Annotated in this window: 18 protein-coding genes; 8 read left to right on the top strand and 10 right to left on the bottom strand. The window is 64.5% G+C overall.

What is annotated here, in order from left to right; all coding sequences use genetic code 11:
• Positions 1-43: 43 nt before the first annotated feature.
• The 6 genes from pdxR (at position 44) to SCA01S_RS22545 (ending at position 8,899) form a co-directional block, all read left to right on the top strand.
• Positions 44-1,507 (top strand): MocR-like pyridoxine biosynthesis transcription factor PdxR, encoded by a 1,464-nt coding sequence (pdxR, locus tag SCA01S_RS08575; RefSeq protein ID WP_062784860.1) that lies wholly within the window; start codon positions 44-46, stop codon positions 1,505-1,507.
• Positions 1,508-1,582: 75 nt separating this feature from the next.
• Positions 1,583-2,218 (top strand): FMN-binding negative transcriptional regulator, encoded by a 636-nt coding sequence (locus SCA01S_RS08580; protein WP_167542881.1) that lies wholly within the window; start codon positions 1,583-1,585, stop codon positions 2,216-2,218.
• 39 nt (positions 2,219-2,257) lie between these two features.
• A complete protein-coding gene (locus tag SCA01S_RS08585; protein WP_062784864.1) occupies positions 2,258-4,486 on the top strand; it encodes a TonB-dependent receptor in 2,229 nt (742 codons plus the stop codon).
• Positions 4,486-7,623: an amidohydrolase family protein gene (locus SCA01S_RS08590; protein ID WP_062784866.1), complete on the top strand. Its 3,138-nt coding sequence runs from the start codon at positions 4,486-4,488 to the stop codon at positions 7,621-7,623. Before SCA01S_RS08585 ends, SCA01S_RS08590 begins: the two co-directional genes overlap by 1 nt.
• Entirely contained in the window at positions 7,620-8,726 is a 1,107-nt protein-coding gene (locus tag SCA01S_RS08595) for a PepSY-associated TM helix domain-containing protein (protein ID WP_062784868.1), read from the top strand. The genes SCA01S_RS08590 and SCA01S_RS08595 overlap by 4 nt, the downstream gene beginning before the upstream one ends.
• A complete protein-coding gene (locus tag SCA01S_RS22545) occupies positions 8,723-8,899 on the top strand; it encodes an ARID/BRIGHT DNA-binding domain-containing protein (RefSeq protein ID WP_166643369.1) in 177 nt (58 codons plus the stop codon). Before SCA01S_RS08595 ends, SCA01S_RS22545 begins: the two co-directional genes overlap by 4 nt.
• Here the strand turns inward: SCA01S_RS22545 and SCA01S_RS08600 are convergent.
• The 6 genes from SCA01S_RS08600 to SCA01S_RS08620 all read right to left on the bottom strand — a co-directional run bounded on the left by SCA01S_RS08600 (position 8,889) and on the right by SCA01S_RS08620 (position 16,230).
• Positions 8,889-10,562 carry an amidohydrolase gene (locus SCA01S_RS08600; protein WP_062784870.1) on the bottom strand — a complete coding sequence of 558 codons (1,674 nt, stop codon included), beginning with the start codon at positions 10,560-10,562 and terminating at the stop codon, positions 8,889-8,891. The genes SCA01S_RS22545 and SCA01S_RS08600 overlap by 11 nt on opposite strands.
• 440 nt (positions 10,563-11,002) lie before the next feature.
• Positions 11,003-13,561, bottom strand: coding sequence for a P-loop NTPase (locus SCA01S_RS21725; protein ID WP_084390881.1), 2,559 nt, complete (start codon positions 13,559-13,561; stop codon positions 11,003-11,005).
• Between the two features lie 312 nt (positions 13,562-13,873).
• Positions 13,874-14,512, bottom strand: a complete 639-nt coding sequence (locus tag SCA01S_RS08605) for a GNAT family N-acetyltransferase (RefSeq protein ID WP_062784872.1) — start codon at positions 14,510-14,512, stop codon at positions 13,874-13,876.
• 20 nt (positions 14,513-14,532) lie between these two features.
• Entirely contained in the window at positions 14,533-15,078 is a 546-nt protein-coding gene (locus tag SCA01S_RS08610; protein WP_062784874.1) for a hypothetical protein, read from the bottom strand.
• Complete coding sequence (locus SCA01S_RS08615; RefSeq protein ID WP_022677533.1) at positions 15,075-15,908, bottom strand: SPFH domain-containing protein; 834 nt, start codon at positions 15,906-15,908, stop codon at positions 15,075-15,077. Before SCA01S_RS08615 ends, SCA01S_RS08610 begins: the two co-directional genes overlap by 4 nt.
• A 40-nt stretch (positions 15,909-15,948) precedes the next feature.
• On the bottom strand, positions 15,949-16,230 hold the full coding sequence (locus SCA01S_RS08620; protein WP_062784876.1) for a hypothetical protein: 282 nt from the start codon (positions 16,228-16,230) through the stop codon (positions 15,949-15,951).
• Between the two features lie 201 nt (positions 16,231-16,431).
• Between SCA01S_RS08620 and SCA01S_RS08625 the strand changes: the two genes are divergently transcribed.
• Together SCA01S_RS08625 and SCA01S_RS08630 are read left to right on the top strand one after the other, a co-directional pair.
• Positions 16,432-17,943 (top strand): tryptophan halogenase family protein, encoded by a 1,512-nt coding sequence (locus tag SCA01S_RS08625; RefSeq protein WP_062784878.1) that lies wholly within the window; start codon positions 16,432-16,434, stop codon positions 17,941-17,943.
• Positions 17,940-19,325, top strand: a complete 1,386-nt coding sequence (locus tag SCA01S_RS08630; RefSeq protein ID WP_062784880.1) for a putative 2OG-Fe(II) oxygenase — start codon at positions 17,940-17,942, stop codon at positions 19,323-19,325. The genes SCA01S_RS08625 and SCA01S_RS08630 overlap by 4 nt, the downstream gene beginning before the upstream one ends.
• A 132-nt stretch (positions 19,326-19,457) precedes the next feature.
• On the opposite strand, the gene SCA01S_RS08635 is transcribed toward SCA01S_RS08630, so the two are convergent.
• The 4 genes from SCA01S_RS08635 to SCA01S_RS08650 form a co-directional block, all read right to left on the bottom strand.
• Positions 19,458-19,982, bottom strand: coding sequence for a 2'-5' RNA ligase family protein (locus SCA01S_RS08635; protein WP_062784882.1), 525 nt, complete (start codon positions 19,980-19,982; stop codon positions 19,458-19,460).
• A gap of 121 nt (positions 19,983-20,103) precedes the next feature.
• Positions 20,104-21,087, bottom strand: a complete 984-nt coding sequence (gene mltG, locus SCA01S_RS08640; RefSeq protein ID WP_062784884.1) for an endolytic transglycosylase MltG — start codon at positions 21,085-21,087, stop codon at positions 20,104-20,106.
• 62 nt (positions 21,088-21,149) lie between these two features.
• Entirely contained in the window at positions 21,150-22,406 is a 1,257-nt protein-coding gene (gene fabF, locus SCA01S_RS08645) for a beta-ketoacyl-ACP synthase II (protein ID WP_022675711.1), read from the bottom strand.
• A gap of 123 nt (positions 22,407-22,529) precedes the next feature.
• A complete protein-coding gene (locus tag SCA01S_RS08650; RefSeq protein WP_028657713.1) occupies positions 22,530-22,766 on the bottom strand; it encodes an acyl carrier protein in 237 nt (78 codons plus the stop codon).
• Between the last annotated feature and the right edge of the window lie 109 nt (positions 22,767-22,875).

Consider the following 22,875-nt stretch of genomic DNA (forward strand, 5'->3'; position numbering starts at 1 on the left):
TTGGACCCCACAACACCCCTTTTGCGGAGTCCATCACAGGTCCATGCGCCGCGGCTGGTCCCTTACCTTGCAACAGCGCATTCGCAGCGATCAGGCCACGCCGCTCTATATGCAGCTGGCCCATGCCCTGATCCACGAGATCGAGCGTGGGCGTCTGCAACCCGGCTCGGCGCTTCCCAGCAGCCGGGAACTGGCGGCGGAACTGGGCTTCAATCGCAAGACGGTGGTGACGGCCTACGAGGAACTGATGGCGCAGGGCTGGCTGGAAGCGGCCGGGCGCAAGGGCACAGCGGTGGCCAAGCGGCTGCCCCGCAGCCGGCCCGAGGCGATCGAGGCAAGCCCGCCCATCGGCCGGCGGCCGATCTATCGCTTCGTCTCCCCACCCGATCGGCCCATTGCCGTGCCGCCTGGCCGGGTGATCAAGCTGGACGAGGGCAGCCCCGATGGCAGCCTGTTCCCACCCGAGGCCCTGGCGCGCGCCTTTCGCACCGCTGCGCTCTATGCCGCGCGGCGGCAGCAGCTGGGCTATCGCGATCCCTGCGGCAGCGACAAGCTGCGCGTGAGCCTCGCTACCATGCTGCGCGAGGAGCGCGGGCTGGTGGTGGACGCGGAAAACGTGTGCGTCACGCGGGGCAGCCAGATGGGCATCGCGCTCGCCGCACGGCTGCTCGCCCGTCCCGGTGCGGTCGCCCTGGCCGAGGCGCTGACCTATGAACCCGCCGTCGCCGCGTTCCAGGCCGCCGGAGTGCCGGTGCTGCCGGTACCGCTCGACGACGAGGGCATCGACGTCGACGCGGTTGAGCATGCCTGTCGCAGCCGGAAGGTCTGCGCGGTGTTCCTCACCCCGCACCACCAGTTCCCCTCCACCGTTTCGCTCGCGCCGGAGCGACGGCTGCGCCTGGTGGAGCTGGCCCGCCAGTTCGGCTTTGCCATCATCGAGGACGATTACGACCACGAATTCCGCTTTGGCTCGCAACCGCTGCTGCCGATGGCCGCCTATGCGCCTGATGTGGTGATCTATGTCGGCTCGTTGTCCAAGCTGCTGCTGCCGGCGCTGCGCGTGGGCTATATCGTGGCGCCAACGCCGGTGATCGCGGCGGCGGCGCATCAGGTTTCGATCGGCGATGGCATGGGCAACAGCCTGACCGAGGATGCCGTGGCCATGCTGTTCGAGGAAGGCGAAGTGCGCCGCCACGCTCGCAAGGCCACGCGCATCTATGGCCAGCGCCGGGATGCGCTGGCCCAGGCAGTGCAGGATGAACTGGGCGATCTGGTCAGCGCCCGCCTGCCCGCTGGCGGCCTGGCAATGTGGCTGGAATTCCAGGATCTTGCCGCGCTTGCCCGGATCGAGGAAGGCGCAGGCGCGGCGGGCATCACCTTTGCCCAATCGGCATCCTATCGCCTGGCCGAGAATGCCCCCCATGGCCTGCGCCTGGGCTTTGCCAGCCATGCCTCGGAACGCACGGTACAGGCGGTGCGCGTGCTGGGTGCACTGGGCCGGGGTTGAGCCCGGCGTATTGGCCCCCGACAAATTGCGGATCTGGCACTTTTGCCGGGCCAGGGAAGCGGCAAGATGGCGGCCATGGACTTTCCTTCTGGCACCCCTGCCGATCTGGCCCGGCTCGTGGCGGACTATCCGCTGGCATGGCTCGTCAACCATGGCGAGGCCGGCTTTTTCGCGACGCCTTTGCCGCTGGTGGCTGAACTCGACGACAGCGGCGAGGTGACGGCGCTGATCGGCCATTGCTCGCGCCGCAATGCGCAGGTCGCCGCCTTGCAGGCCGATCCGCGCGCGCACGTGCTGGTCATGGGGCCGCAGGGCTATGTCTCGCCCGCGCTGGTGAGCAAGCCGCACTGGGCCCCCACCTGGAACTTTGCCGTCGCCGCCTTCGCAGTGACCGTGGCGTTCGACGAGGACGGCACGATGCCTGCCGTGCGCCGACTGACCAGCCATGTCGAAGCGGACCAGCCACGGCCCTGGCAGATAGAAGAGGCTGGCGCGCGCCTGCCCCACCTGATGGCGCGGATCATCGGCTTTCGCGCCACCGTCACCGCCACCGATGCGCGGTTCAAGCTGGGCCAGGAGGAAGACCTGCCCGAACTGCGCGAAATCATCGCCGCCCATCCCGATCCGGTGCTTGCCGGGTGGATGCAGCGGCTCAACGACGACCGCCTGCAGGCCCATGCAGCGGCACACAGGGACGACACCACAGGATAGCCGAACCGGGCGATCCATGACATGCACAGGGGAAGTACCATGAGGACCACACTGCATCTTGCCTGCCTGGCCGGCGTTTCCGCGCTGGCACTCGCTGCCCAGCCGGCCATGGCCGCAGATGAACCGGCGGCCGAAAGCGCCGGCAGCATCGTCGTCACCGCGACCAAGCGCGCCGTGGCGCTCGACCAGACGCCGATCGCCGCCAGCGCCGTCTCGGGCAAGGACCTGGCCGCCGCCAACGCGCAGAGCCTGGGCGATTACATCGCCCGCCTGCCCGGCGTGGTGTTCAACGATTATCAGCCTGGCATTTCCGAAGTGGTGATCCGCGGGATCGCGGCGACGACCTATCACGAACAGGGCCAGACCACGGTCGGCTATTACCTCAACGAAGTGCCGCTGGTTGAACCGGGCTTTCCCATCGCCATCCCCGATGTCGACACTTTCGATCTCAACCGGGTGGAAGTGCTGCGCGGCCCGCAGGGCACGCTGTTCGGTTCTTCCACCTTGGGCGGCCTCGTCAACTATGTGGTGAACCTGGCCGATCCGACCAAGATCGATGCCGCCGCATCGGGCCTGGTCGGCACCACCAAGAACAGCCACGGCGAAGCGAACTATGCCGCCAAGGCCATGATCAACGTGCCGCTGGTGACCGACAAGCTGGCGGTGCGCCTGGTCGCGCTGCAGCGCTTTGACGCGGGCTATCTCGACAATCCCGCCACAGGCGTGAACGGCAGCAACGATTTCCGCACGCGCGGCCTGCGCGGTTCGGTGGTGTTTACGCCCACGGCCGCGACCAAGATCAGCTATCTGTCATCGTGGCAGGATACCTACCTGGAAGACCAGACCTACCTCGATCTCGATCACCCCTACATCCGCAACACCGCACGGGCCGAGCCGCAGCGCACGCGCTTCTGGATGAACTCGCTGCGCCTGGACCAGGACCTGGGCGGCGCTGAGTTGACCGCGATCGGCTCGGTTATCGAGAAGCACAATTTCACCCAGTTTTCCTATCCCTATTACTACGTCACCGGCGTGACCACGGGATCGGGTGCGGCCTATTCGGCCGGCAATGCCAATGCCAATATCAAGACGGCGGAAGTGCGCCTTGCCTCCAAGGGCAATACCCCGCTGCGCTACCTGATCGGCGCGAGCTATATGGAAGCGCGCAAGCATAGCTACGACCAGATCTTCCAGAATGGGGCGGCGGCCTACATCGACGCCAATCCCGCGCTGTTCGGCGGCTATGCCGGCAGCGTGCTGACCCCCGGCGACCGCCTCTATGGCTACCTGTCTGACACCTATAACCAGGACGTGGGCGTCTTTGGCGAACTGACCTATGCCCCGCGCCACGATATCGAGATCACCGTGGGCGGCCGCTATTTCTGGAACCGCTACAACGCCACCGTCGTCAACCAGGCGGGCGCGCTGGGCGGCTACCCGGGTGGCTACAACCCCACGGACGCCAAGGGCTACGTCTCCAACAAGGAAGACGGCTTCACCCCCAAGGTGACGATCACGGCGCGGCCAACCAAGGATTTCCTGGCCTATGCCACCTATTCGGAAGGTTATCGCGTAGGCGGGATCAACCCCAACGCCGGCCTGCTGCCCACCATCCCGGTCAAGTACAACAGCGACCGCGTGAAGAACTATGAAATGGGCGTAAAATTCCACGCGCTCGACAACCGCCTCTATGTCGAGGCCACGGTGTTCAATATCGACTGGAAAGGCATTCAGGCACGCCTGTTTGGCCCGGCACCGTCATACTATTCCTATGTCTCCAACGCCGGCAGCGCCAATATCAGCGGCGTGGAACTGTCCGCCACGGCGCAACTGGCGCGCTTTGCCAGCTTCAGCACCAGCGCCACGGTCCAGGATGCGCGCCTCACCGCGTTCCTGCCCGATACCTTTGCCGTGGGCGGCGGCTATGCCTCGGGCTCGGTCCTGCCCGGATCGTCGCGCTGGTCGGTGGCCAACAACCTTAAGTTCGAGTTTGCCGATGCGCCGCTCAAGCCTTCGTTCGAAGTGGCGCATCGCTACCTCTCCTCGGCCCCGGTCGCGTTTGGCAACACGGCCACGCGCGGCAATTTCAACATCTTCGATCTGCGCGCCAGCGTGACCGTGGGCGAAAAGCTGCGGGTGATGGTGTTTGCCAACAACGTGTTCGACAAGTTCGGCATTCTCAACGCGCCCTTCACGTCGCAGGCGGTGCCCGCCGGCTCGATCGTTCGCCCACGCACGCTGGGCCTGCGGGTCGACTGGTCGCTCTGATGCGCCAGGCCGCGCCGGTTCTTTCCCTGGTACTGGCGCTGGCCGCCGGGGCCGCTCATGCTGAGCCGCCCCGGCATCTGGCCTATCAGGCCCACGAAGCGACCTGGGCGCAGCCAGCGCTCTCGCCCGACGGCGCCTGGCTGTGGTTCGATATCCTGGGTGATATCTATCGCATGCCGGCCGGCGGCGGCACGGCGCAAGCGGTGCTCACCGGCACGCCGTTCGAACGCAATCCGGTGCCCTCTCCCGATGGGCAATGGATTGCGTTCATTTCCGATCGCTCGGGCGTGACCAACCTGTGGGTCGCGCGCAGCGATGGTAGCGGCGCACGCCAATTGACGCACGAAACGTCGCTCGTGCTCATGACCTCTCCGGCATGGGCGTCCGATGGCCGCAGCGTCTATGTCAGCCGCGCGGTCCATGCCGTCCTCGCATTCGAGCTGTGGCGCGTGCCGCTCGACGGCGGCGCGGCGCACGTGCTGGTCAAGGCGCAACCCAGCGGCAACGAAGGCTGGGACGAGCGCGTTAACGCCCTGGGCGCGGCGCCTTCGCCCGATGGCAAGGCGGTGTGGTATGCCACCAAGCGCGGCCACACCTGGACCGAGAAGGACCCGCCCACCTGGTCCATCGTGCGGCAGGATCTGGCTACAAGCGCGGTGGAAACCGTGGTGCCGGGCGGCATGCGGCCAGTGCTTTCGCCCGATGGCCAGTTGCTGGCCTATGCTGCGCGGCGCGATGGCACCACGCCTGCCACCAGCGAGACCGGCCTGCGCCTGCGCAACCTGGCCACGGGCGAAGACCGCTGGATTGCCTGGCCGATCGACCACGATGGGCAGGAAGGCGGCTATTACTACGACCTCACCCCCGGTTATCGCTTTACCCCCGATGGCCGCGCGCTGATCCTGGCCAAGAACGGCGGTTTTGTGCGGATCGACCTGGCCAGCGGCGCGCAAACCCCGATCCCGTTCACGGCACCGGTCGACCTGACGCTCGCCCCGCCAAGCCGCGTGCGGCAGCGCGTCGAAGACGGCCCCACGGTGCGCAGCCATCTGGCCGAAGGCGCGGCGCTGTCTCCTGATGGCAAGGCGATTGCCTTTACCGCGCTGGGCACGCTCTATCTCGCCGACCGCGCCGGTGGCGCCCCGCGCGCATTGTTTGCCGGCAATGCGTTCCAGCCCGCCTGGTCGCCCGATGGGCAGACCCTGGCTTTCGTGCGCTGGAGCGCGGAAACGGGCGGCGGCGTGTGGACCATTCCCGCCCAAGGTGGCACGCCCCACGCGCTGGGACCGCAAGGCGCCTATTGGTCCGAACCGCGCTGGAGCCGCGATGGCAGCGGCGTGGTGGCCCTGCGCGCCGCGCAGTTCGACCGGTTGCACGCGCCCAACGAACTCGATCCCGCCTGGCCGGCAGACGTGGTCGCGTTGGGCCGGGATGGCAGCACGCCGCGCGTGATCGCGCACGGCGCCGGCCTCAAGCAGCTGCAGCAGACCGACGATAGCAGTTGGTGGGTCAACAGCGGCGACGCCCTCGCCCGCGTGGAAGCAGATGGCACCCTGCGCCCCCGCGCCCGCATCGTCGCCCGCGCGGCCGGGCAATATGTCAAGGAACCGCGCCCGGTCGACGAACTGCGCCTGTCGCCTGATGGTCGCTGGCTCGCCGCGCGCACCGCGTTCGAATTGCACGTGCTGCCCCTGCCCGCCACGGACCAGCCGGTGAACCTGGCCGATGCCAGCGCGGCGCAGCGCCAGATCACCCGCATCGGCGCCGATACCATGCGCTGGGATGGCGACGGCCTGTCGTGGACCACCGGGCCGTTCTGGCGCCATGCCGCGCCTGCGGCACTCACCGCCGCCGATCCCGAAAGCACCGCCACCCCGCGCGATCTCTCGGTGCAGGTACCCCGCGCGCTGCCCGCTGTGCCGCAGGTGCTGCGCGGCGCCACGGTTTTGACCATGGACCACAGTGCCGTCATCGCCGATGCCGATGTGGTGATCATGGGCGACCGTATTGCCGCGATCGGCCCGCGCGGCGCCGTGCCGGTTCCCGCGGGGGCGCAAGTGCGCGATCTGGCGGGCAAGTTCATCATCCCGGGCCTGATCGACGCGCATGCCCACTTCTTCCCCATTCCGCGCAACATCCACGATGGCACGCACTGGGAATTTCCCGCGCTGCTCGCCTATGGCGTCACCTCGGTGCTGGAAGTGCAGCCATTCACGCCCGATATCTTTGCCTATGCCGATCGCATGGACGCCGGGCTGTCGACCGGGCCGCGCCTGTTCAGCACCGGGCCGGGCGTGTTCGTCAACAGCGCGATTACCTCGCAGGGCGTCGCGCAGGATGTGCTCACCCGCTATCGCGATGCCTATCGCACGCGCAACATCAAGAGCTACATGATCGGCGACCGCGCCGCCCGGCAGGATATGGCCAATGCCGCGCGCAAACTGGGCATGATGCCCACGACCGAGGGCGCGGCCGACTATGTGCTGGAGCTGACCCACGCGATCGACGGCTTTTCCGGCAACGAGCACAACCTGCCCATCACCCCGATCCATGACGACGTGGTGCGCCTGTTCGTGGCCAGCCAGATCGCCTACACCCCCACGATCACCGTGCTTTACGGCGGCGCGCCTCTGCTCTTCGACGAAATCGAAAACCACGCCCCGCAAGACGATGCGCGGCTCACGCGCTTTACCCCGCCGTTCGCGCTGGCGGCCCGGCTGCGCGATCGGCACTGGACCGCCGCACCCTGGCAGACCTGGCAGCGCTTTGCCCGGGATGCCGTGCGCCTGCGTCGCGCCGGCGGCCTGGTGGGCGTGGGCAGCCATGGGGAAATGCAGGGCATCGGCGTGCATTGGGAAATGGGCGCCTTCGTGACCGGCGGCGCGACCCCGTTGGAAGCGCTGGAAATGGCGACGATCGACAACGCCCGGATCATCGGCCGCCCGGATGACCTGGGCAGCATCACGCCCGGCAAGCTGGCCGATCTCGTCGTGCTCGATGCCGATCCACGCACCGACATTGCCAATGCCCGCGCCATCGCGCTCATCATGCGCGGTGGCATCGCGTTCGATGGCCGCACCCTGGCCCGCGATTGCCAGGCGGCGGTTGCGCCGTGGTGGCAGGATACCGCGCCATGAAGCCCGCGACACTGCGCGCCTGGAGCAAAGTGCACACCTGGTCCAGCCTCACCTGCACGCTGTTCCTGCTGATCCTGACGCTGACTGGCCTGCCGCTCATCTTTCATGACGAGATCGACGGCCTGTCAAAATCGACCCGGCCCGAACGCTGGAGCGCGGCCGACCTGCTGCCGGTTGATCGCGCCATGGCGGCCGCGCTGGCGCGCCATCCCGGCAGCGTGCCGATCTACCTGAGTTTCGATGAAGATCGCCCGGTCATCAACCTCACCACCGGCCCGACCGGCGATGCGCCCGAAGCGGCGATGCAGTTCAACCCGATCGACTTGCGCACTGCCGCGCCACCCCAGGGCGATGCCCCCGGCCATGGCGTGATGGATACGGTGCTCGATCTGCACAAGGATCTGCTGCTGGGCAAAGTGGGCGAATATTTCCTGGGCGCGATGGGCCTGTGCTTTGCCCTGGCGCTGGTTTCGGGCGTGGTGCTCTATGCGCCCTTCGCGCGCAAGCCGGGCTTTGCCACGGTACGCCGGGGCAAGTCCAACCGCCTGGGCTGGCTCGACTGGCACAATGTGATCGGCGGCGTCACGCTCGCCTGGGCCATGGTCGTGGGCCTGACCGGCACGATCAATACGCTGGCCGATCCGATCACCGCCTGGTGGCGCGGCGATGCCCTGGCCCGCCTGGCGCATGACAGCACGGGGCCGATCGTGCCCTATCGCCCCGGCATTGCCGCGCTGGCGCTGCGCCATGCGCAGGCCGCCGTGCCGGGGATGACGGTGCAGTTCGTGGCCTTTCCCGGCGCTGCTTTCAGCAGCCATGATCACATCGCGGTCTATCTCAAGGGCGCCACCCCGCTCACCGCCAAGCTGCTCACCCCGGTGATGGTCGATGCGCGCACCGGCCAGGTCGATGGTGTGGCGCCGATGCCGTGGTACATGAAAGGCCTGCTGCTGGCGCAACCGCTGCACTTTGGCGATTATGGGGGGCTGGCCATGAAAATTCTCTGGGCGCTGCTCGACGTGGTGAGCATCGTGGTGCTGGGCAGCGGGCTCTACCTGTGGCTGGGCAAGCCTCGGCCGGCCCGCAAGGCGCGCGCGGCATGAAGCAGGCACATCCCCTGGTGCCGGTGGCAATCATCGCGGTCGTTTCTCTGGCCGGCATGATCGCCGGGTTGGCGGGCGACGGCTGGGAAGACGTCGCCGCCGCGCTTGGCCTCACCGCCAGCGTGGCGCCCATCGCCTGGGCGCTGCGCCGCGGCCGGTCGCTCAGGCGGTAAAGCGCTCTACCCCGCCCACCACGGTGCGGATCACCTTGGCCTGCTCGATGGTTTCGGGATCGATGCGGAACAGGTCACGGTCGAACACCGCGAAATCGGCCTGCATACCGGGCATGATCACGCCGCGCAGGTGCTCCACCTTGCCGGCATAGGCCGCCTCGCGGGTATAGCCGCGCAGCGCCTGGGCCATGGTGATCCGCTGCTCGGGATACCAGCCCTTGGGATTCTTGCCATCGATCGTCTCGCGCATCACTGCGGCATAGATGCCGGTCAGCGGATCGAGCGGCGCCACCGGCCAGTCAGACCCGAAGCAGACATGCGCGCCGCTGCGCACCATCGAGCCCACGGCAAAGCTGGTGCGCAACCGCTCCGGCCCGATCCGCCGCACGGCCCAGCGGCCATCGTCGATGGCGTGATAGGGCTGCATCGAGGCGATCACCCCCTGGCGGGCAAAGCGCCCGATCGCTTCTTCGCGCAAGTGCTGGGCGTGTTCGATGCGAAAGCGCCGGTCGCGCGCGCCATTGGCCTTGGTCACCGCCGCCATGGTATCGAGCACGATGTCGTTGGCTTCATCGCCGATGGCATGGGCGGTCACCTGCAGGCCGGCCTTGTCCGCGCCCGTCATCCACGCCGCCAGATCCTTGGGATCGGTCACGACAATGCCATGCGCGCCGGACTCGTCCTGATAGGGCAGATACATCAGCGCGGTGCGCGACCCGAGCGAGCCGTCGAACACCACCTTGCACGCGCCCCAGCGCACCCAGTCGTCGCCGCGGCCTTCCTCGGCCACGATCCGGGCCATGCGCTCCCAGTCTTTTAGCGGGGTGAACTGATAGAACCGCATGCCGGTTTCGCCCTGCGACCGCAGCCGGTGGGTGATTTCATAGGTCGACCAATCGAGATCGGGCACGTGCACTTCGGTCACGCCCTTGCTCAGCCCCAGGGCGATCCCGGCACGCACCGCCGTGTCGAGCCTCGCCGGGCTGGGCTGGGCAATGGCGCGCAGCACCAGATCCTTGGCCGCGTCCTTGACGATCCCGGTCGGCTCCCCTTGCGCATCGCGCACGATCACCCCGCCCGGCACGTCGGGCGTGTTGCGGTCGATCCCCGCGAGCTTGAGCGCCAGCGAATTGCACAGGATCATGTGCAGGTCATAGCGGATTACCGCCACCGGCGTATCGGGGGTAACGGCATCGATCCACTGCCGGGTGGGCAGGGTGCCGCCCCAGCGATCCTGGTCCCAGTTGCCCCCTTCCAGCCATTCACCCTTGGGCAGCGCCCGCGCCGCCTTGGCGATCTGCGCCACGAATTCATCGGGGCTGGCCGCATTGCGCAGCGACGGCTGGGTTAGCGCCAGCGACCCGATGGTGAAATGGGTGTGGCAATCAACCAGCCCGGGCGTGACGAAGGCGCCCTGCAGATCGACCACGCGGGTGCGCGGACCAGACCGCGCCCGCACCGCCTCGCGCCCGATCGCCACGACATGGCCCCCGGCCACGCCGATGGCATCGCTGCGCACGTCCGGCCCTACCCCGGTCCAGACCGCGGCGTTGACATAGGCCACCTCCACCGTCCCCTGCGCGGCCGCCAGCGCCCGCACTGGCAGGGCAGAGGCCGCCACGGCGTTGAGCGAACCCGACACGAAAGCGCGACGCGTAACCATGACCTTGCTACCCCATTTGCATTCTTACCGACTGGCACTTTGCGCCGGCATGGACAAGGCGCGGCGTCCAGCTTGCAGATCACGCGGGGACCAGAGCTGTGGGTGGTGGGCGCTTGGGGGTGAAGGTGGAGCGTCGAGGCTTTGACCGCTTTAGCAGTATAGAATGCGGCGGGGGTCTGGGTTTGGGACAGAACCGACGTTCGCGAGCCGCGCCGGGAATGGCAGGTCTCCATCCAACACCTGCCATTTCTGAAGCACTGATGATCGTTCCCGAAATGTGAAGGGTTTCGGGCGCTTGCGGAATAGCAGGTTCAGAACCCGCTACCCAAGATAGCTTAGATTAATCAACCTATATGGAATGTAGACCTTCTATTGCAAACCACGATCAGCGCCTTGGTCAATTTGAATATGTATCGCCGCTTCATACGTGGGCATTTTATTTATCCTTTAGCCCCGCTATTTCGCCGTCCCCTGGATGATGCAAATGGCTTTTCTTTCCAACCTTGCCCCGTCGTGAAGTTCAGAAGGCGTTCGAATGCTCTCGAGAGAAGATCATCATCATGAGTACGCCTTATCGCACTAATCCTTTTTATGTATCTCTCTGCGATTTCTTGCGCAGGTGCAAATTGCTTATGAATAACAAGAGCGCCAACGTGACCATGAGCGAGGGTCACGATCGCGTAATGATCGCTTGGCCCTCCCATCAACTCGTCTTGGGCAACAAGAGTTGTTACTGCCTTCAGTATAAGATCTCGCGTGTGAGCGTCGTATGATTTCCGACGAGCGGCTACCTTAAGTTGACATTCTGCAAGTGCATGCTGAGCGTATTCACTCTCAGGAAATGCCTGAATAGACTTGGCAAACATGTCCATAGCATCATCGTAATCGCCGATCTCAGACAGATATTGCCCATATTGTAGCCAGTAGTGACCATCTAACTGGAAGGGTAATTCGAATTTTTCGTATACCCTCAGTCCTGCACGCATTGAACCATGCGATATAGAAATGTCTTTTAGGAAGTTGTGACTCAGTAAATATCTAAACAATACAGCATCGAGTCGGGATACATTCTTTGCAATTGGATGATCATATTTTGTAAAAGTCTCTAGTAGTGCTGATACTGCATTCATTACTTCATCAATGTCAGCCACTGCCTCAAAGATGTGCCTAACGTAAAGTTCATGACGAGCAGACAAACGTCCGTTGGCTTGATTAACAACAATGCCGTCAAGGGCACTGAGTGCGTCTTCAAAAGGCAGGTTTGCACCACTCTGCTCATAAGCCTCTCTGGCGGCACCCGGATCAATACCTGCGCGCGAGAGGGATCCCATTCCACATATCAGAAGGAGTTTTTGCTCATCAAGGGAGCCGAGCCCTTCAAATTCTTTAGTAATTACATCCGTGAAAGCTGCCGCGTAGGTACTTTCCTTCAAGGCAATCAGCAACTGCGACTTAGATTGAGCAAGCTTATTACGCCTCTCGGCAGCCGTCATACGCAAAAGCGCCGGTGAAGGCACATATTTAATCAGGCGATCTATCAAAGGTTGATAATCGGCGGGCGAAAACCGTTCAAATTTGAAAGTCTTGCTGTCTCCAGCAAGCTGCCGCTTGAGGCGGCTGTTCCACTCGCCCGTGCGTGCGCTGCTAAAGATCGTCATTCTGCCTTGTGGAACCGATAGAAGATCCTCGTGAAATGAATCGCCAAACACAAAGGCGTCGGCGATATAGACCACAATATGTTCGCTAACTACGATATCGGACAAGAGTTGTAGTGCTGATCTCAGGGACGGGACCTCGGCTCTAATTTCATAGAAGGGGATATCCCCGTTGTCCTGTGAATAGCGCAAAAGCGCCTGCATTAGGGCAGTAGACTTTCCGCTACCCGCTTGCCCCACTACCATGGCAATTCGGTCCTGATCAAAAATGGCGCGGGTCACAAATTTCATCAGATCATCTGTGTGCTTGAGCCAGACAGGCACGTCAGATACAGCTATCCTCCAACTTGGAGGCGCGCCTTCAAGAAAATTACGAGCAGCTGCATCTCGAACTTTCGCCTCAAATTTCGCAGCATCAGCAAAAGTCTCAGAATGCTTGTGTTGATAAATATATGTAGCAAGCACGGCTGTCCGATTGTTTAGATTCTGTGCATTCACAGCCTGTGCTGCAAAAGCACTTAGTCCTGTTGAAACGTCTACAGGACTGAAAGACACGCCCAGCTCTTTTCTCAGAAGCTCGTCAAAGTCTTTTAGTGTGCCTCGAAGGTAAACAATTTGGCGCGATGCCAAATCCAAGCGATCGATTGGACTGAGGTCATCGGGACAGACAAGGAATGCTTGCCCAAGGGGGGCGCCCGCCACCGGACGAGCGCGATCTAACTCAAGGGACAGGATTGGTTCCTCAAGCCGGCTGCCAATAAATATTGGTACGCCAGATACATAATCCTGAGCAAGCTGACGGTACCAGTGATGCTCACCGTCTATTAGGGCCTTATTATATTCACTTTCAGTGAAAATGAATCCATGCTCAGGTTTGTCAACGTCGCCGTGGAGCTGAATTATAGGAAGTGTTTCAATGCCATGGTCATTATGAGACTTATCGATCATTCCGTTGTAAGGTTTTCGTCTCTGGACTGAATAGGGAATGGCTGCAACCGCATCATCAATATTCCACGTGTAAAGCCGTTTCCAACTAAACTTAAGTAATGACTTAAGTTCATCGGAAGGTGTAACGTTTTTATATTGCTCAGCTAATATTTCGTGAAAGCGCTGTTTGCTCACGATGCCAGGGACGCATGCAGCGAGAACTTTTTTCAGAGTTTCGCGACCGTAGGGAACGCCAGCTTCTCTGGCGATGATTTCAGCAAGACCGTCTCCTAGCGCCACATCTTTATTAAAGCGGTTGCGTGAGGTTTTTGATGCACCTGCTCCCAGCACAAGGAACGCTCGTCCCTTACGAATTGCGGTGAAAAGATAATTTTTCGCTTGCTCATCAATTTCCACAACAGCTGCCCCTGCTCGCGTAACGTACGTCTAATCCTAGCCGAGGATGAGGGCAGAGAAAACCATTGCCTTTCGCCCAGTAGCTTGCGCAAGTTTCGGATCTACCACTTCACGATGGATAGTTCGCTTCTCATTCGGCCCCGTATGGCAGGATTTGATGCTTTCAAACGTCGGAGTTACGTCGGATAAGGGCGTAAGGCCGTCCGGTTGCTGAATTGCAAAGAAATGACGGGTTCCGGCGTGAGTGGGCATTTCCGCCTCGGCCGGGGAACGGCTTGAGTTGGTCGAAAGAGGCCTCCGATCACGGCCCGATCAACCCTCAACAATCGAGCCACTCGCATAGGCCGCAACGACGCGCCACCCCAAGGTCTCGTACAACGCCCGGCCGTCGTCCGTCGCGACCAGCAGTTCCAGGCTATCGGCATTACGCCGTGCGCCATGCAAGGTCTGCATGAGGACATGGCCCAGGCCTTTGCGGCGGTGCGCGGGCTCGGTCACGATGCGGTCGTAGACGAAGATGTGATCCGTTTCGGCGCCACAGCCGCTGGCGGCCAGTTCGCCGGTTTCACCAAGGATGCGGACGGCCACCACCGGGCCGGATTGCTCGGTGGTGACGCTGTAGCCGTGCGCCAGCGTTCGGCGCGGCATTGCGCCGTGGGCGCGCATCACGTGGCTGGCTGGGTGCACCGTCCAGTGCGGCGGCAGGGCGGCGCGCAGGGCCTCTGTCGTGGCGCACACCTTGATGAACTGACGGGGCTGGTGGATCGCGCGGGCGAGGTCTTTCAGGCCATCGCACAGGTGCGGAAAGACCCAGCGCACGGTTTCCATGTCTGATCCGGTATCGACGCGAAGGCCGCCGTGCTCGGGCACCGGCATGGGCAATCCACGCGCCAGCGAGCGCGCGGTGAGCCAGGCGTGCAGCAGATGCGGATCAAGGCCCTGGAGGTTCATCGCGGCGCGGCCCGGCGCGGTTACAGCAGCATCGCCTGGCGCTGCGCGATGCGGTCCTTGAGGCGGGCGATGGTGGCGGCGATGGCGGGCGCCTGCTCCAGGATCAGCACCGGATCGTCGCCCGGCACGGCCTGGGCCAGGGCATGGGCATCGGCCACCAGGTCCACGTCCACTTCCGACAGGCGGCGCAGCGTATCAGCCTCGTTGCGATAGCGCGCGGTCATGAAGTCGTTGCCGGGCACCGGCATATGCGCCACCTGCGCGTCGAGCGCGCTGATCGTCTGGGCCAAGGCCTCCAGCCGCTTGGCGTTGGCGACCAGGTCTGCGGGCGGGAACGGCTGGGCGCGCGAAGGCGGCGGGATCATCTCGCGGCGATAGCGCCCTTCGGCTTCGCTCAGCGTCTTGCGCGCCTGTTGCAACAGCTCGCTCACCATGCGGCGCACGCGCTGGTCATCGGCGCGCAGATCGTTTTCCACGCGATAGAACGTATAGCCATAGCCGCGGAAAAGATTGAGCGCGACCTGGCCGGCGCGCGCCGCCAGCCCGTCGTCCTTGGCCCCGCTCATGTCGGCGCGCCCACTTCCGGGCCGAGCGGGTAGAAGCCGGTGGGCTGGCCACCGATCGCAAAGGGCATGCCCACCGCCGCATTGGGCGCGGAGACCAGGCCCTTTTCCGCCATCTTGAGCGCCAGGTAATAGCGCACAGATTCGATCGGGGTAAGGCCGATCGCCTGGAGCGAGATCAGCTCGCGCATGCGCTCGTCGCGCGGCATGATCAAGACCTTGAGGTCGTTGAGCATGATGCCGTAGACCTTGAGGAAATCAGCAAGGTGAACTTTCACCGCCTCGCGCACGTCGTTGATGTGCTCGTTGATGTTTTCCAGCTTGGTGACCTGCACGATCTGGTTGATCGCCTGCTCGATCGCCGGGCCAGCGTAATCGGCCACTTCGTTGGTATCGATCACCGTGCCGGAAAACGGCATGTGGGTGATCAGGTCGAGCGCTTCCTGCTTGCTGTCGATGTGGATGTAGTAATCGACGACATACGACACTTCGGCCATTTCCGCCGAGGTGGCGATGCCGCTGTTGCGCACCAGCAGCTTGGAGCGGTTGATATAGATGACTTCATAGACCCACGGCGAGGAGCCGCCGAAAAAGCCCTTGGCGATCGAGCCGATCAGCGGCTTGTCAGGCGTTTCGATGGCATATTGCCCGGTTTCGTAGACATCGAGCACCGCCCCGCGCGACTTGAGCACGCAGAAGTGGTTGCTTTCCACCGTCAAGAGCGAGCCCGAGACGATGCTTTCATCAGCGATCTTGTAAGCGACGGTACGGGTTCCGAGCGCATCGGACCCATCGTTGCGCACCGTGGTGATCACTTGTCTGGTAATGGCCATCGCATGTCTCCTGAACGGAAGCGGGAAAGGGGCGCGGGCCCTAGCGCGGGGAACACAGCCCCGGGCCGCGCACGGTGCGGTAGAAGCGGTCGAGCGTGGCAGAACGCCGGGGCGCGCTGGGCAGCACGGCCGGGGCATCGTCTTCATCCTGCGCCCTGGCATCAGGATCGGTCAGGCCCGGCATTGCGGGCGCGGCCGCCTCGACCGCCGGCACGGGCCGGCGCGGTGGCGCAAGCGGCACGGCCTGGCGGGCCTGTCGCGACGCCTGCCGGCGCAGCAAAACCAGCAGGACAACGAAAGCCAGAATGAACAGATGACTCACGCGGCGCCTCTCCGGTCTGGCCCTGCTAGATCGCAAGCTAGACCTTTCGCTGGCAATTTCTTCTGACAAATGAGATTATTACCAATATTTCATGCGTGTCCGCGCAGGTTCACAAGAGCGGTTCCAACCCGCCCAAAAGCCCGCTTTGCGCGCTCTGCAATTGATTGTAGGATGCGCCTGCCCAGGGAGGGGAACGAGACCATGGACGATCGCAAGATCCGCAAGGTACTGATTGTTGGCGGCGGATCAGCCGGATGGATGACGGCTGCGATGCTCTCGCAGGCCCTGGCGCGCGATTGCGCCATCACCCTGGTGGAAAGCGAGGAAATCGGCACGATCGGTGTGGGCGAAGCGACCATTCCGCCGATCCGCGTGTTCAACCAGACCCTGGGCATCGACGAGCGCGAGTTCCTGGCGCGGACCAAGGGCAGCTTTAAGCTGGGGATCGAATTCGTCGGTTGGGGCGCGGAAAATTCGCGCTATTTCCATCCCTTCGGCCCCTATGGCCGCAACTTCGACATGGTGCCGATGCACCAATACTGGCTACAGGCGCGTCGCCAGGGGGAAACCGCCCCGCTCGACGAGCATGCCATGGCCTGGCACCTGGCGCGGGCCGGGCGCTTTGCCCACCCCTCGCCCGATCCGCGTAGCGTGATGAGCACGTTCGACTATGCCTATCACTTCGATGCCGGGCTCTATGCCCGCTTCCTGCGCACGATTGCCGAACAGCGCGGCGTCACACGGGTGGAAGGCCGCATTGCCGACGTAGCGCTGCATGGCGAGACCGGCTGTGTCGAGGCAGTCACGATGGCCGACGGGCGCCGGATCGAGGCAGAACTGTTCATCGATTGCTCGGGCTTTCGCGGGTTGCTGATCGAGGGGGCGCTCAAGACCGGATACGAAGACTGGTCGCACTGGCTGCCGTGTGACCGCGCCGTAGCAATGCCTTGCGCGCATCCGGCCGCCGATCCCAACCCCACGCCCTATACCCGATCGACCGCGCGCGCGGCGGGGTGGCAGTGGCGCATCCCGCTGCAACACCGCATCGGCAACGGCTATGTCTTTTGCAGCGCGTTCCTGGACGAAGACCGCGCGGCCGAGGATCTCGCCAGCAGCCTGGATGGAACGGCGCTGGGCGATCCGCGCGCGGTGCGCTTCCAGGCGGGGCGACGCAAGCTGCACTGGAACCGCAACGTGATTGCCGTGGGCCTGGCCTCGGGCTTTCTCGAACCGCTCGAATCCACCTCGATCCACCTGATCCAGGCCAATGTCTCCAAGATCCTGGCCCTGTTTCCCGATCGCGATTTCGATCCCGCCACGCGCGATGAATTCAACCGCGTCGCCCATGGCGAGATGGAGCGCATCCGCGACTTCATCATCCTGCACTACAAGCTGACGCAGCGGCAGGATGCCGAGTTGTGGCGCCATGTCGCGGCGATGGACATCCCCGACAGCCTGGCCCTGAAAATTGCGCATTTCCGCCGCCATGGTCGCCTGATCGCGCGTGAGCTGGACCTGTTTGCCCCGCCATCATGGCTGGCCGTGCACATCGGCCAGAACAACCTGCCGGAAGGGCACGACCCGCTGATCGACTATCGCGGCGTCGACGGGCGCGAATGGCTGGGCCGGCTGCGCGGCGCCATGGCCGCGGAGGCGGCGCAGCAACCCATGCATGGCGCCGTGCTGGCCGGGCTTGCCCCGCAGCCGGCATGAGCGAAAGCGCGGGCGAATGGCTCGACCGCGCCCGCATCCTGCGCGCGCGGCAAGACATGGTCGGCGCGCAAGGCGCCATCGCGCGCGCCCATGCCCTGGCGCCCGACGATCCCGCCGTCGCCTTTCTCCACGCGCAATCGCGCTATGAACTGGGCCATCCCGCCGCGCACCTGTTCGCCACGGTCTGCCGCCGCTGGCCCGACCATCTCGACGCACAGCGCAACTACGCCCTGGCGCTGGCCAGCGAAGGCCAGGCGGCAAAAGCATTGGCCACGCTGGAGGCGGCCTTGGCGCGCCACCCCGCCTGGGCCGACGGGCACCGCGTGCTGGGCTCGCTGCGCTGGGTGAACGGCGACCGCCACACCTTCGATGCCAGTTTTTCCCGCGCTGCGCGCGCCCATCCGGCGCAGCCCACCCTGTGGCTGGGGTGGTTTGCCGCCGTGGCCCAGGTGCGCGACTGGCCCCGCGCCGCCGCCATCCTGGACGAAGCGGAACGACACCTGGGCACGCTGCCTGCCCTGATCCAGGCGCGGGTGTTCCTGGCCGGGGAAAGCGGCGATGCGGAAGAGATGGCCCGGCTGATCAACCAGGGTACGCTGCCCGGCAGCCCGGTGATCACCATCGCCCGCATCCGCCAGGCACTGCGTGACGGCGCGCCCGACATGGCACTGGCCCTCGCCCTGCCCTTGGCGCAGCAGGCGCCAGGATCGCCGCTGGCCGGGCAGGTCTGGCCCTATGTTTCCACCTGCTGGCGCCTGCTGGACGATCCGCGGACCCAATGGCTCGATGGCGATCCCGCATTTGTGCGCAGCGTGGCAGTGGGGCTGAGTACGGGGGAACTGGCACAACTGGCCGATCTGCTGCGCGGGTTGCACCGGGCGCAATTGCCCTATCCCGAACAATCGGTGCGCGGCGGCACGCAGACCGACCGCAGCGTGCTGCTGCGCCACGAACCCGTGCTGGTGCGCACGCGCGAGGCATTGCTGGCGGCAACGCGCGATTACATTGCCGCCCTGCCCCCGCCCGATCCTGCCCACCCGCTGCTCTCACGCCCGCGCGATGCGGTGCGGATCAGCGGCAGCTGGTCGGTCCGGCTGCACGGGCACGGCTTCAACGTCACCCATTCGCATCCTTTGGGGTGGATCAGCAGCGCCTTTTATGTCGCCCTGCCCGAGCCGGCTGAAAGCACTGCGCCCGATGCCGGGCACTTTCACTATGGCGCCCCGCCGCAGGAACTGGGCCTTGACCTTGTCCCCTATGGCACGATCGCCCCGGTGGTGGGGCAACTGGTGCTGTTTGCCTCCACGCTGTGGCATGGCACGGTGCCGTTCGATGCGGGGGAGCGGCTGAACATTGCCTTCGACGTCGTGCCTGCACCCTGATCCTCCCCCACCGGGGGAGGGGGACCAGCCGCAGGCTGGTGGAGGGGACTGGCGGCTGCAAACGGCGTTTCAGGCCGAAGATCCCCTCCACCACGCTTCGCGCGGTCCCCCTCCCCGTGCCGGGGAGGATCTTCAGCGGCCGCGAAACGTCCACTGCCCTACGGGCTGCCAGGTGGCGCCGCCTTGGGGCAGGCGCTCAATGGCGTGGAGGTCGAGGCCGGCAAAAGCAAAGGCCTGGCCCTCGAACCGGCCCGCCAGCGCCGCCTGGAGCGCGCGGGCTTCGCTGCGGACAACCTTGTTCTGGACAGTTACATGAAAGCGCGGCCGGCCTTGGTCTGCCAGGCCGAGCAACCCCTGGAGCGCTTCGGCCAAATCAGCATGCACCGCTGCCAGCGCAGGGCTGTGCACAGCAACGGCCATGCCAGTGCCCAGGTCTGCCAGCCCGGCGAGCTGCGCAGCCGGCGGCGGGGTTTGCGCGCAAACGCGGGCAGCCAAGCGCTGCACCTCGCCCTGGGCGGAGGGCGGCAGCGCGTGAAACAGCGTGACATGGGCAGGCACATGATTGCGTTCGGGCGGATAGTTCGCGCGCCGCAACCCTTCCATCTGGCCAAAGAGCGCGGCGGGTAGCCGGGCTGTCAGGACCAGGGGCCCGCTCACCCGGCGCGACCCGCCGCGCGGGAGAAATCGGAACAGCCGGAGCGATGCGCGCGCGCATCAGGCGGCAAATCCGTAAAACTCCGTATCGGACCAATAATGCGAGAGACGCGCAAATGCCAGCCTAGAGATCGCCGCGTGCGCGGCGGATGGCAAACCATTTGGCAACATTGGCATTATGTTCGGCCAGAGTATCGGCAAAGACATGGCCACCGGTCCCATCGGCTACCATATACAATGCATCGGTATGCGCCGGATGCAGCACTGCCTCGATCGAGGCGCGGCCGGGATTGGTGATCGGTCCCTTGGGCAGGCCGGTCATCGAATAGGTATTGTAATCGTTTACAGCCTGAATTTCCGACTGGCGGATGCGACGGCCGAGCGGCTTGCCGCGGGTGATCGGATAGATGATCGTGGGATCGGCCTGCAGCAGCATGCCTTTGCGCAGGCGATTGGAATAGAGCCCGGCCACCATGCGGCGTTCGGCTGGCTTGCCGGTTTCCTTTTCCACGATCGAGGCCAGGATCAGCGCCTCTTGCGGGGTCTTGGCCACGGTATCGGCGCTGCGCTGTGCCCACAGTTCGGCCAGGGTCTTGGTCATGGCCGCCTGCATGCGCGCCAGCACTGCCTTGCGCGGTTCGCCACGGCGGAATTCATAGCTGTCGGGCAGCACGGTGCCCTCTTCGGGAACGTCGACGGTGCCGGTGAGCAGCGGCTGCGCCATCAGCCGTTCCTGCACCATGATCGCGGGCATGCCCTCGGGTACGGTGACCAGGCGGCGCATCGCGCCTTCGGCCCCTTGCAGGATCTTGAGGATGGTAGAGCCACTGGCGTGGGCCGGCAGGCTGAATTCGCCGGCCTTGATCGGCGCGGTGGTGCCCAGCAGGCGCGCGCGGGCGCGGAACGTGCTGGCCGAAGCCACCGCCCCTTCTGCCTCCAGCTTGCTGGCGATGGAGCCGATGCTGGCGCCATCGGGAACGACGAACGCCGTATCCTTGGCCAGCGGGCCTGGGCCATACCAGCCCCACAGGAAGTGGGTGCCCCATGCTGCCGCCAGGAGCAGCGCCCCCAGGATGACCAGCCGGACTTTACCGATGCGGGCAATCATGGGAGCGCGTTTCCTTGGTTTACGGCGGCCTTTCGGCTTGCCACGCGGGTTGGCCTTGCGGCTCAAACCGCCTTCATGATCAGGCTGGCGTTGGTGCCGCCAAACCCGAACGAGTTGTTGAGCACGGCGCGCACCTGGCGCTTCTTGGCCACGTGCGGCACCAGGTCCACGCCCTCGGTGCCCTCATCCGGGTTGTCGAGGTTGAGCGTGGGCGGCACGATCTGGTCGCGGATGGCGAGGATGCAGAAGATCGCTTCGACCGCGCCGGCGCCACCGAGCAGGTGGCCGATCGCCGACTTGGTGCTGCTCATCGAGGCGCCCGACAGATCATCGCCCAGCACGCGCTTGACCGCGCCCAGTTCGATGGTGTCAGCCATGGTCGAGGTGCCGTGGGCGTTGACATAGTCAATGTCGCCAGGCTCCAGGCCGGCCTTGCGCAGCGCCATGCGCATCGCGAGTTCGGCGCCCTTGCCTTCCGGGTGCGGCGCCGTCACGTGATAGGCATCGCCCGACAGGCCATAGCCGACCACTTCGGCATAGATCTTGGCGCCACGCGCCTTGGCGTGTTCGTATTCTTCCAGCACGACGACGCCGGCGCCCTCGCCCATGACGAAACCATCGCGGTCCTTGTCATAGGGGCGGCTGGCCTGTTCCGGCCGGTCGTTGTAGCTGCAGTTGAGTGCGCGGGCCTGGGCAAAGCCGGCCACGCCCAGCGGGTTGATCGTGCTTTCCGCGCCGCCCGCCAGCATCACGTCAGCGTCGCCATCCTTGATCATCCGCGCGGCATCGCCAATCGAATGGGCGCCGGTGGAGCAGGCGGTGACAACCGCATGGTTGGGGCCCATCAGGCCATACTTGATCGAAACCTGGCCCGAGATCAGATTGATCAGGCGACCATGCACGAAGTGCGGAGAGACGCGGCCGGGGCCCTTTTCGTGCAGGACGATCGATTCGCTCTCGATGCCCGGCAAACCGCCGATGCCCGAGCCGATCGAGCAGCCGGTGCGCGTCTTGAGATCATCGTCCATGTCCACCAGGCCGGCATCTTCCAGCGCCTGGCCGGCAGCATCGATGCCATAGACGATGAACGGATCGACCTGGCGCTGAATCTTGTGATCGACTCGGCGTGACGCATCAAAGCCATAGGGATGGTCGGCCGGCTTCACTTCGCAAGCGATCTGGCACTTCTGGTTGCTGGCATCGAACCGCGTGATCGGCCCGGCGCCAGACTTGCCGGCGAGCAGATTCGCCCAAACGGTTTCCACGTCCGCGCCCAGCGGGGTGACAAGGCCGAGGCCGGTTACGACGACACGACGCATTCTTTTCTCCGCAAAATCACAAACGAACAGGCCCAGCCCCGCAGATATGGGGACTGAGCCTGCCGAATTCCTCCCCTGCCCGGCCCGCACTTGCTGGCCGGAACGGTTGGGGAAGCGGGGCGATCAGCCCTTGTTTTCGTCGATGTACTTGATCGCGTCAGACACGGTCGAGATCTTCTCGGCCGCATCGTCGGGGATTTCCACACCGAATTCTTCTTCAAAGGCCATGACCAGCTCGACGATGTCGAGCGAGTCAGCGCCGAGATCGTCGATGAAGCTGGCGTCTTCGGTGACCTTGTCGGCCTCGACGCCGAGGTGCTCGACAACGATCTTCTTAACGCGGTCGGCGGTATCGCTCATTATATGCCCCTTCGCAGGAAACAGGTTGGTGGTCGCGGGTCAGGCATCGCCCTAATAGGCTGTTGAACCGCTGGCAAGAGGCGCCCGCATCCTGGCCTGTCAGCCGTGG

This window comes from Novosphingobium capsulatum NBRC 12533, assembly GCF_001598375.1.
GTDB lineage: Bacteria > Pseudomonadota > Alphaproteobacteria > Sphingomonadales > Sphingomonadaceae > Novosphingobium > Novosphingobium capsulatum.

Bases quoted from the DNA above. Each gene is read 5' to 3' on its own strand.
- SCA01S_RS08600 (WP_062784870.1), bottom strand. From the start codon at position 10,562: ATGGTTACGCGTCGCGCTTTCGTGTCGGGTTCGCTCAACGCCGTGGCG.
- SCA01S_RS08650 (WP_028657713.1), bottom strand. From the start codon at position 22,766: ATGAGCGATACCGCCGACCGCGTTAAGAAGATCGTTGTCGAGCACCTC.
- SCA01S_RS08590 (WP_062784866.1), top strand. From the start codon at position 4,486: ATGCGCCAGGCCGCGCCGGTTCTTTCCCTGGTACTGGCGCTGGCCGCC.
- SCA01S_RS08610 (WP_062784874.1), bottom strand. From the start codon at position 15,078: ATGAGCGGGGCCAAGGACGACGGGCTGGCGGCGCGCGCCGGCCAGGTC.
- pdxR (WP_062784860.1), top strand. From the start codon at position 44: ATGCGCCGCGGCTGGTCCCTTACCTTGCAACAGCGCATTCGCAGCGAT.
- SCA01S_RS08595 (WP_062784868.1), top strand. From the start codon at position 7,620: ATGAAGCCCGCGACACTGCGCGCCTGGAGCAAAGTGCACACCTGGTCC.
- SCA01S_RS08615 (WP_022677533.1), bottom strand. From the start codon at position 15,908: ATGGCCATTACCAGACAAGTGATCACCACGGTGCGCAACGATGGGTCC.
- mltG (WP_062784884.1), bottom strand. From the start codon at position 21,087: ATGATTGCCCGCATCGGTAAAGTCCGGCTGGTCATCCTGGGGGCGCTG.
- SCA01S_RS08630 (WP_062784880.1), top strand. From the start codon at position 17,940: ATGAGCGAAAGCGCGGGCGAATGGCTCGACCGCGCCCGCATCCTGCGC.
- fabF (WP_022675711.1), bottom strand. From the start codon at position 22,406: ATGCGTCGTGTCGTCGTAACCGGCCTCGGCCTTGTCACCCCGCTGGGC.
- SCA01S_RS08605 (WP_062784872.1), bottom strand. From the start codon at position 14,512: ATGAACCTCCAGGGCCTTGATCCGCATCTGCTGCACGCCTGGCTCACC.
- SCA01S_RS08625 (WP_062784878.1), top strand. From the start codon at position 16,432: ATGGACGATCGCAAGATCCGCAAGGTACTGATTGTTGGCGGCGGATCA.
- SCA01S_RS22545 (WP_166643369.1), top strand. From the start codon at position 8,723: ATGAAGCAGGCACATCCCCTGGTGCCGGTGGCAATCATCGCGGTCGTT.
- SCA01S_RS08580 (WP_167542881.1), top strand. From the start codon at position 1,583: ATGGACTTTCCTTCTGGCACCCCTGCCGATCTGGCCCGGCTCGTGGCG.
- SCA01S_RS08585 (WP_062784864.1), top strand. From the start codon at position 2,258: ATGAGGACCACACTGCATCTTGCCTGCCTGGCCGGCGTTTCCGCGCTG.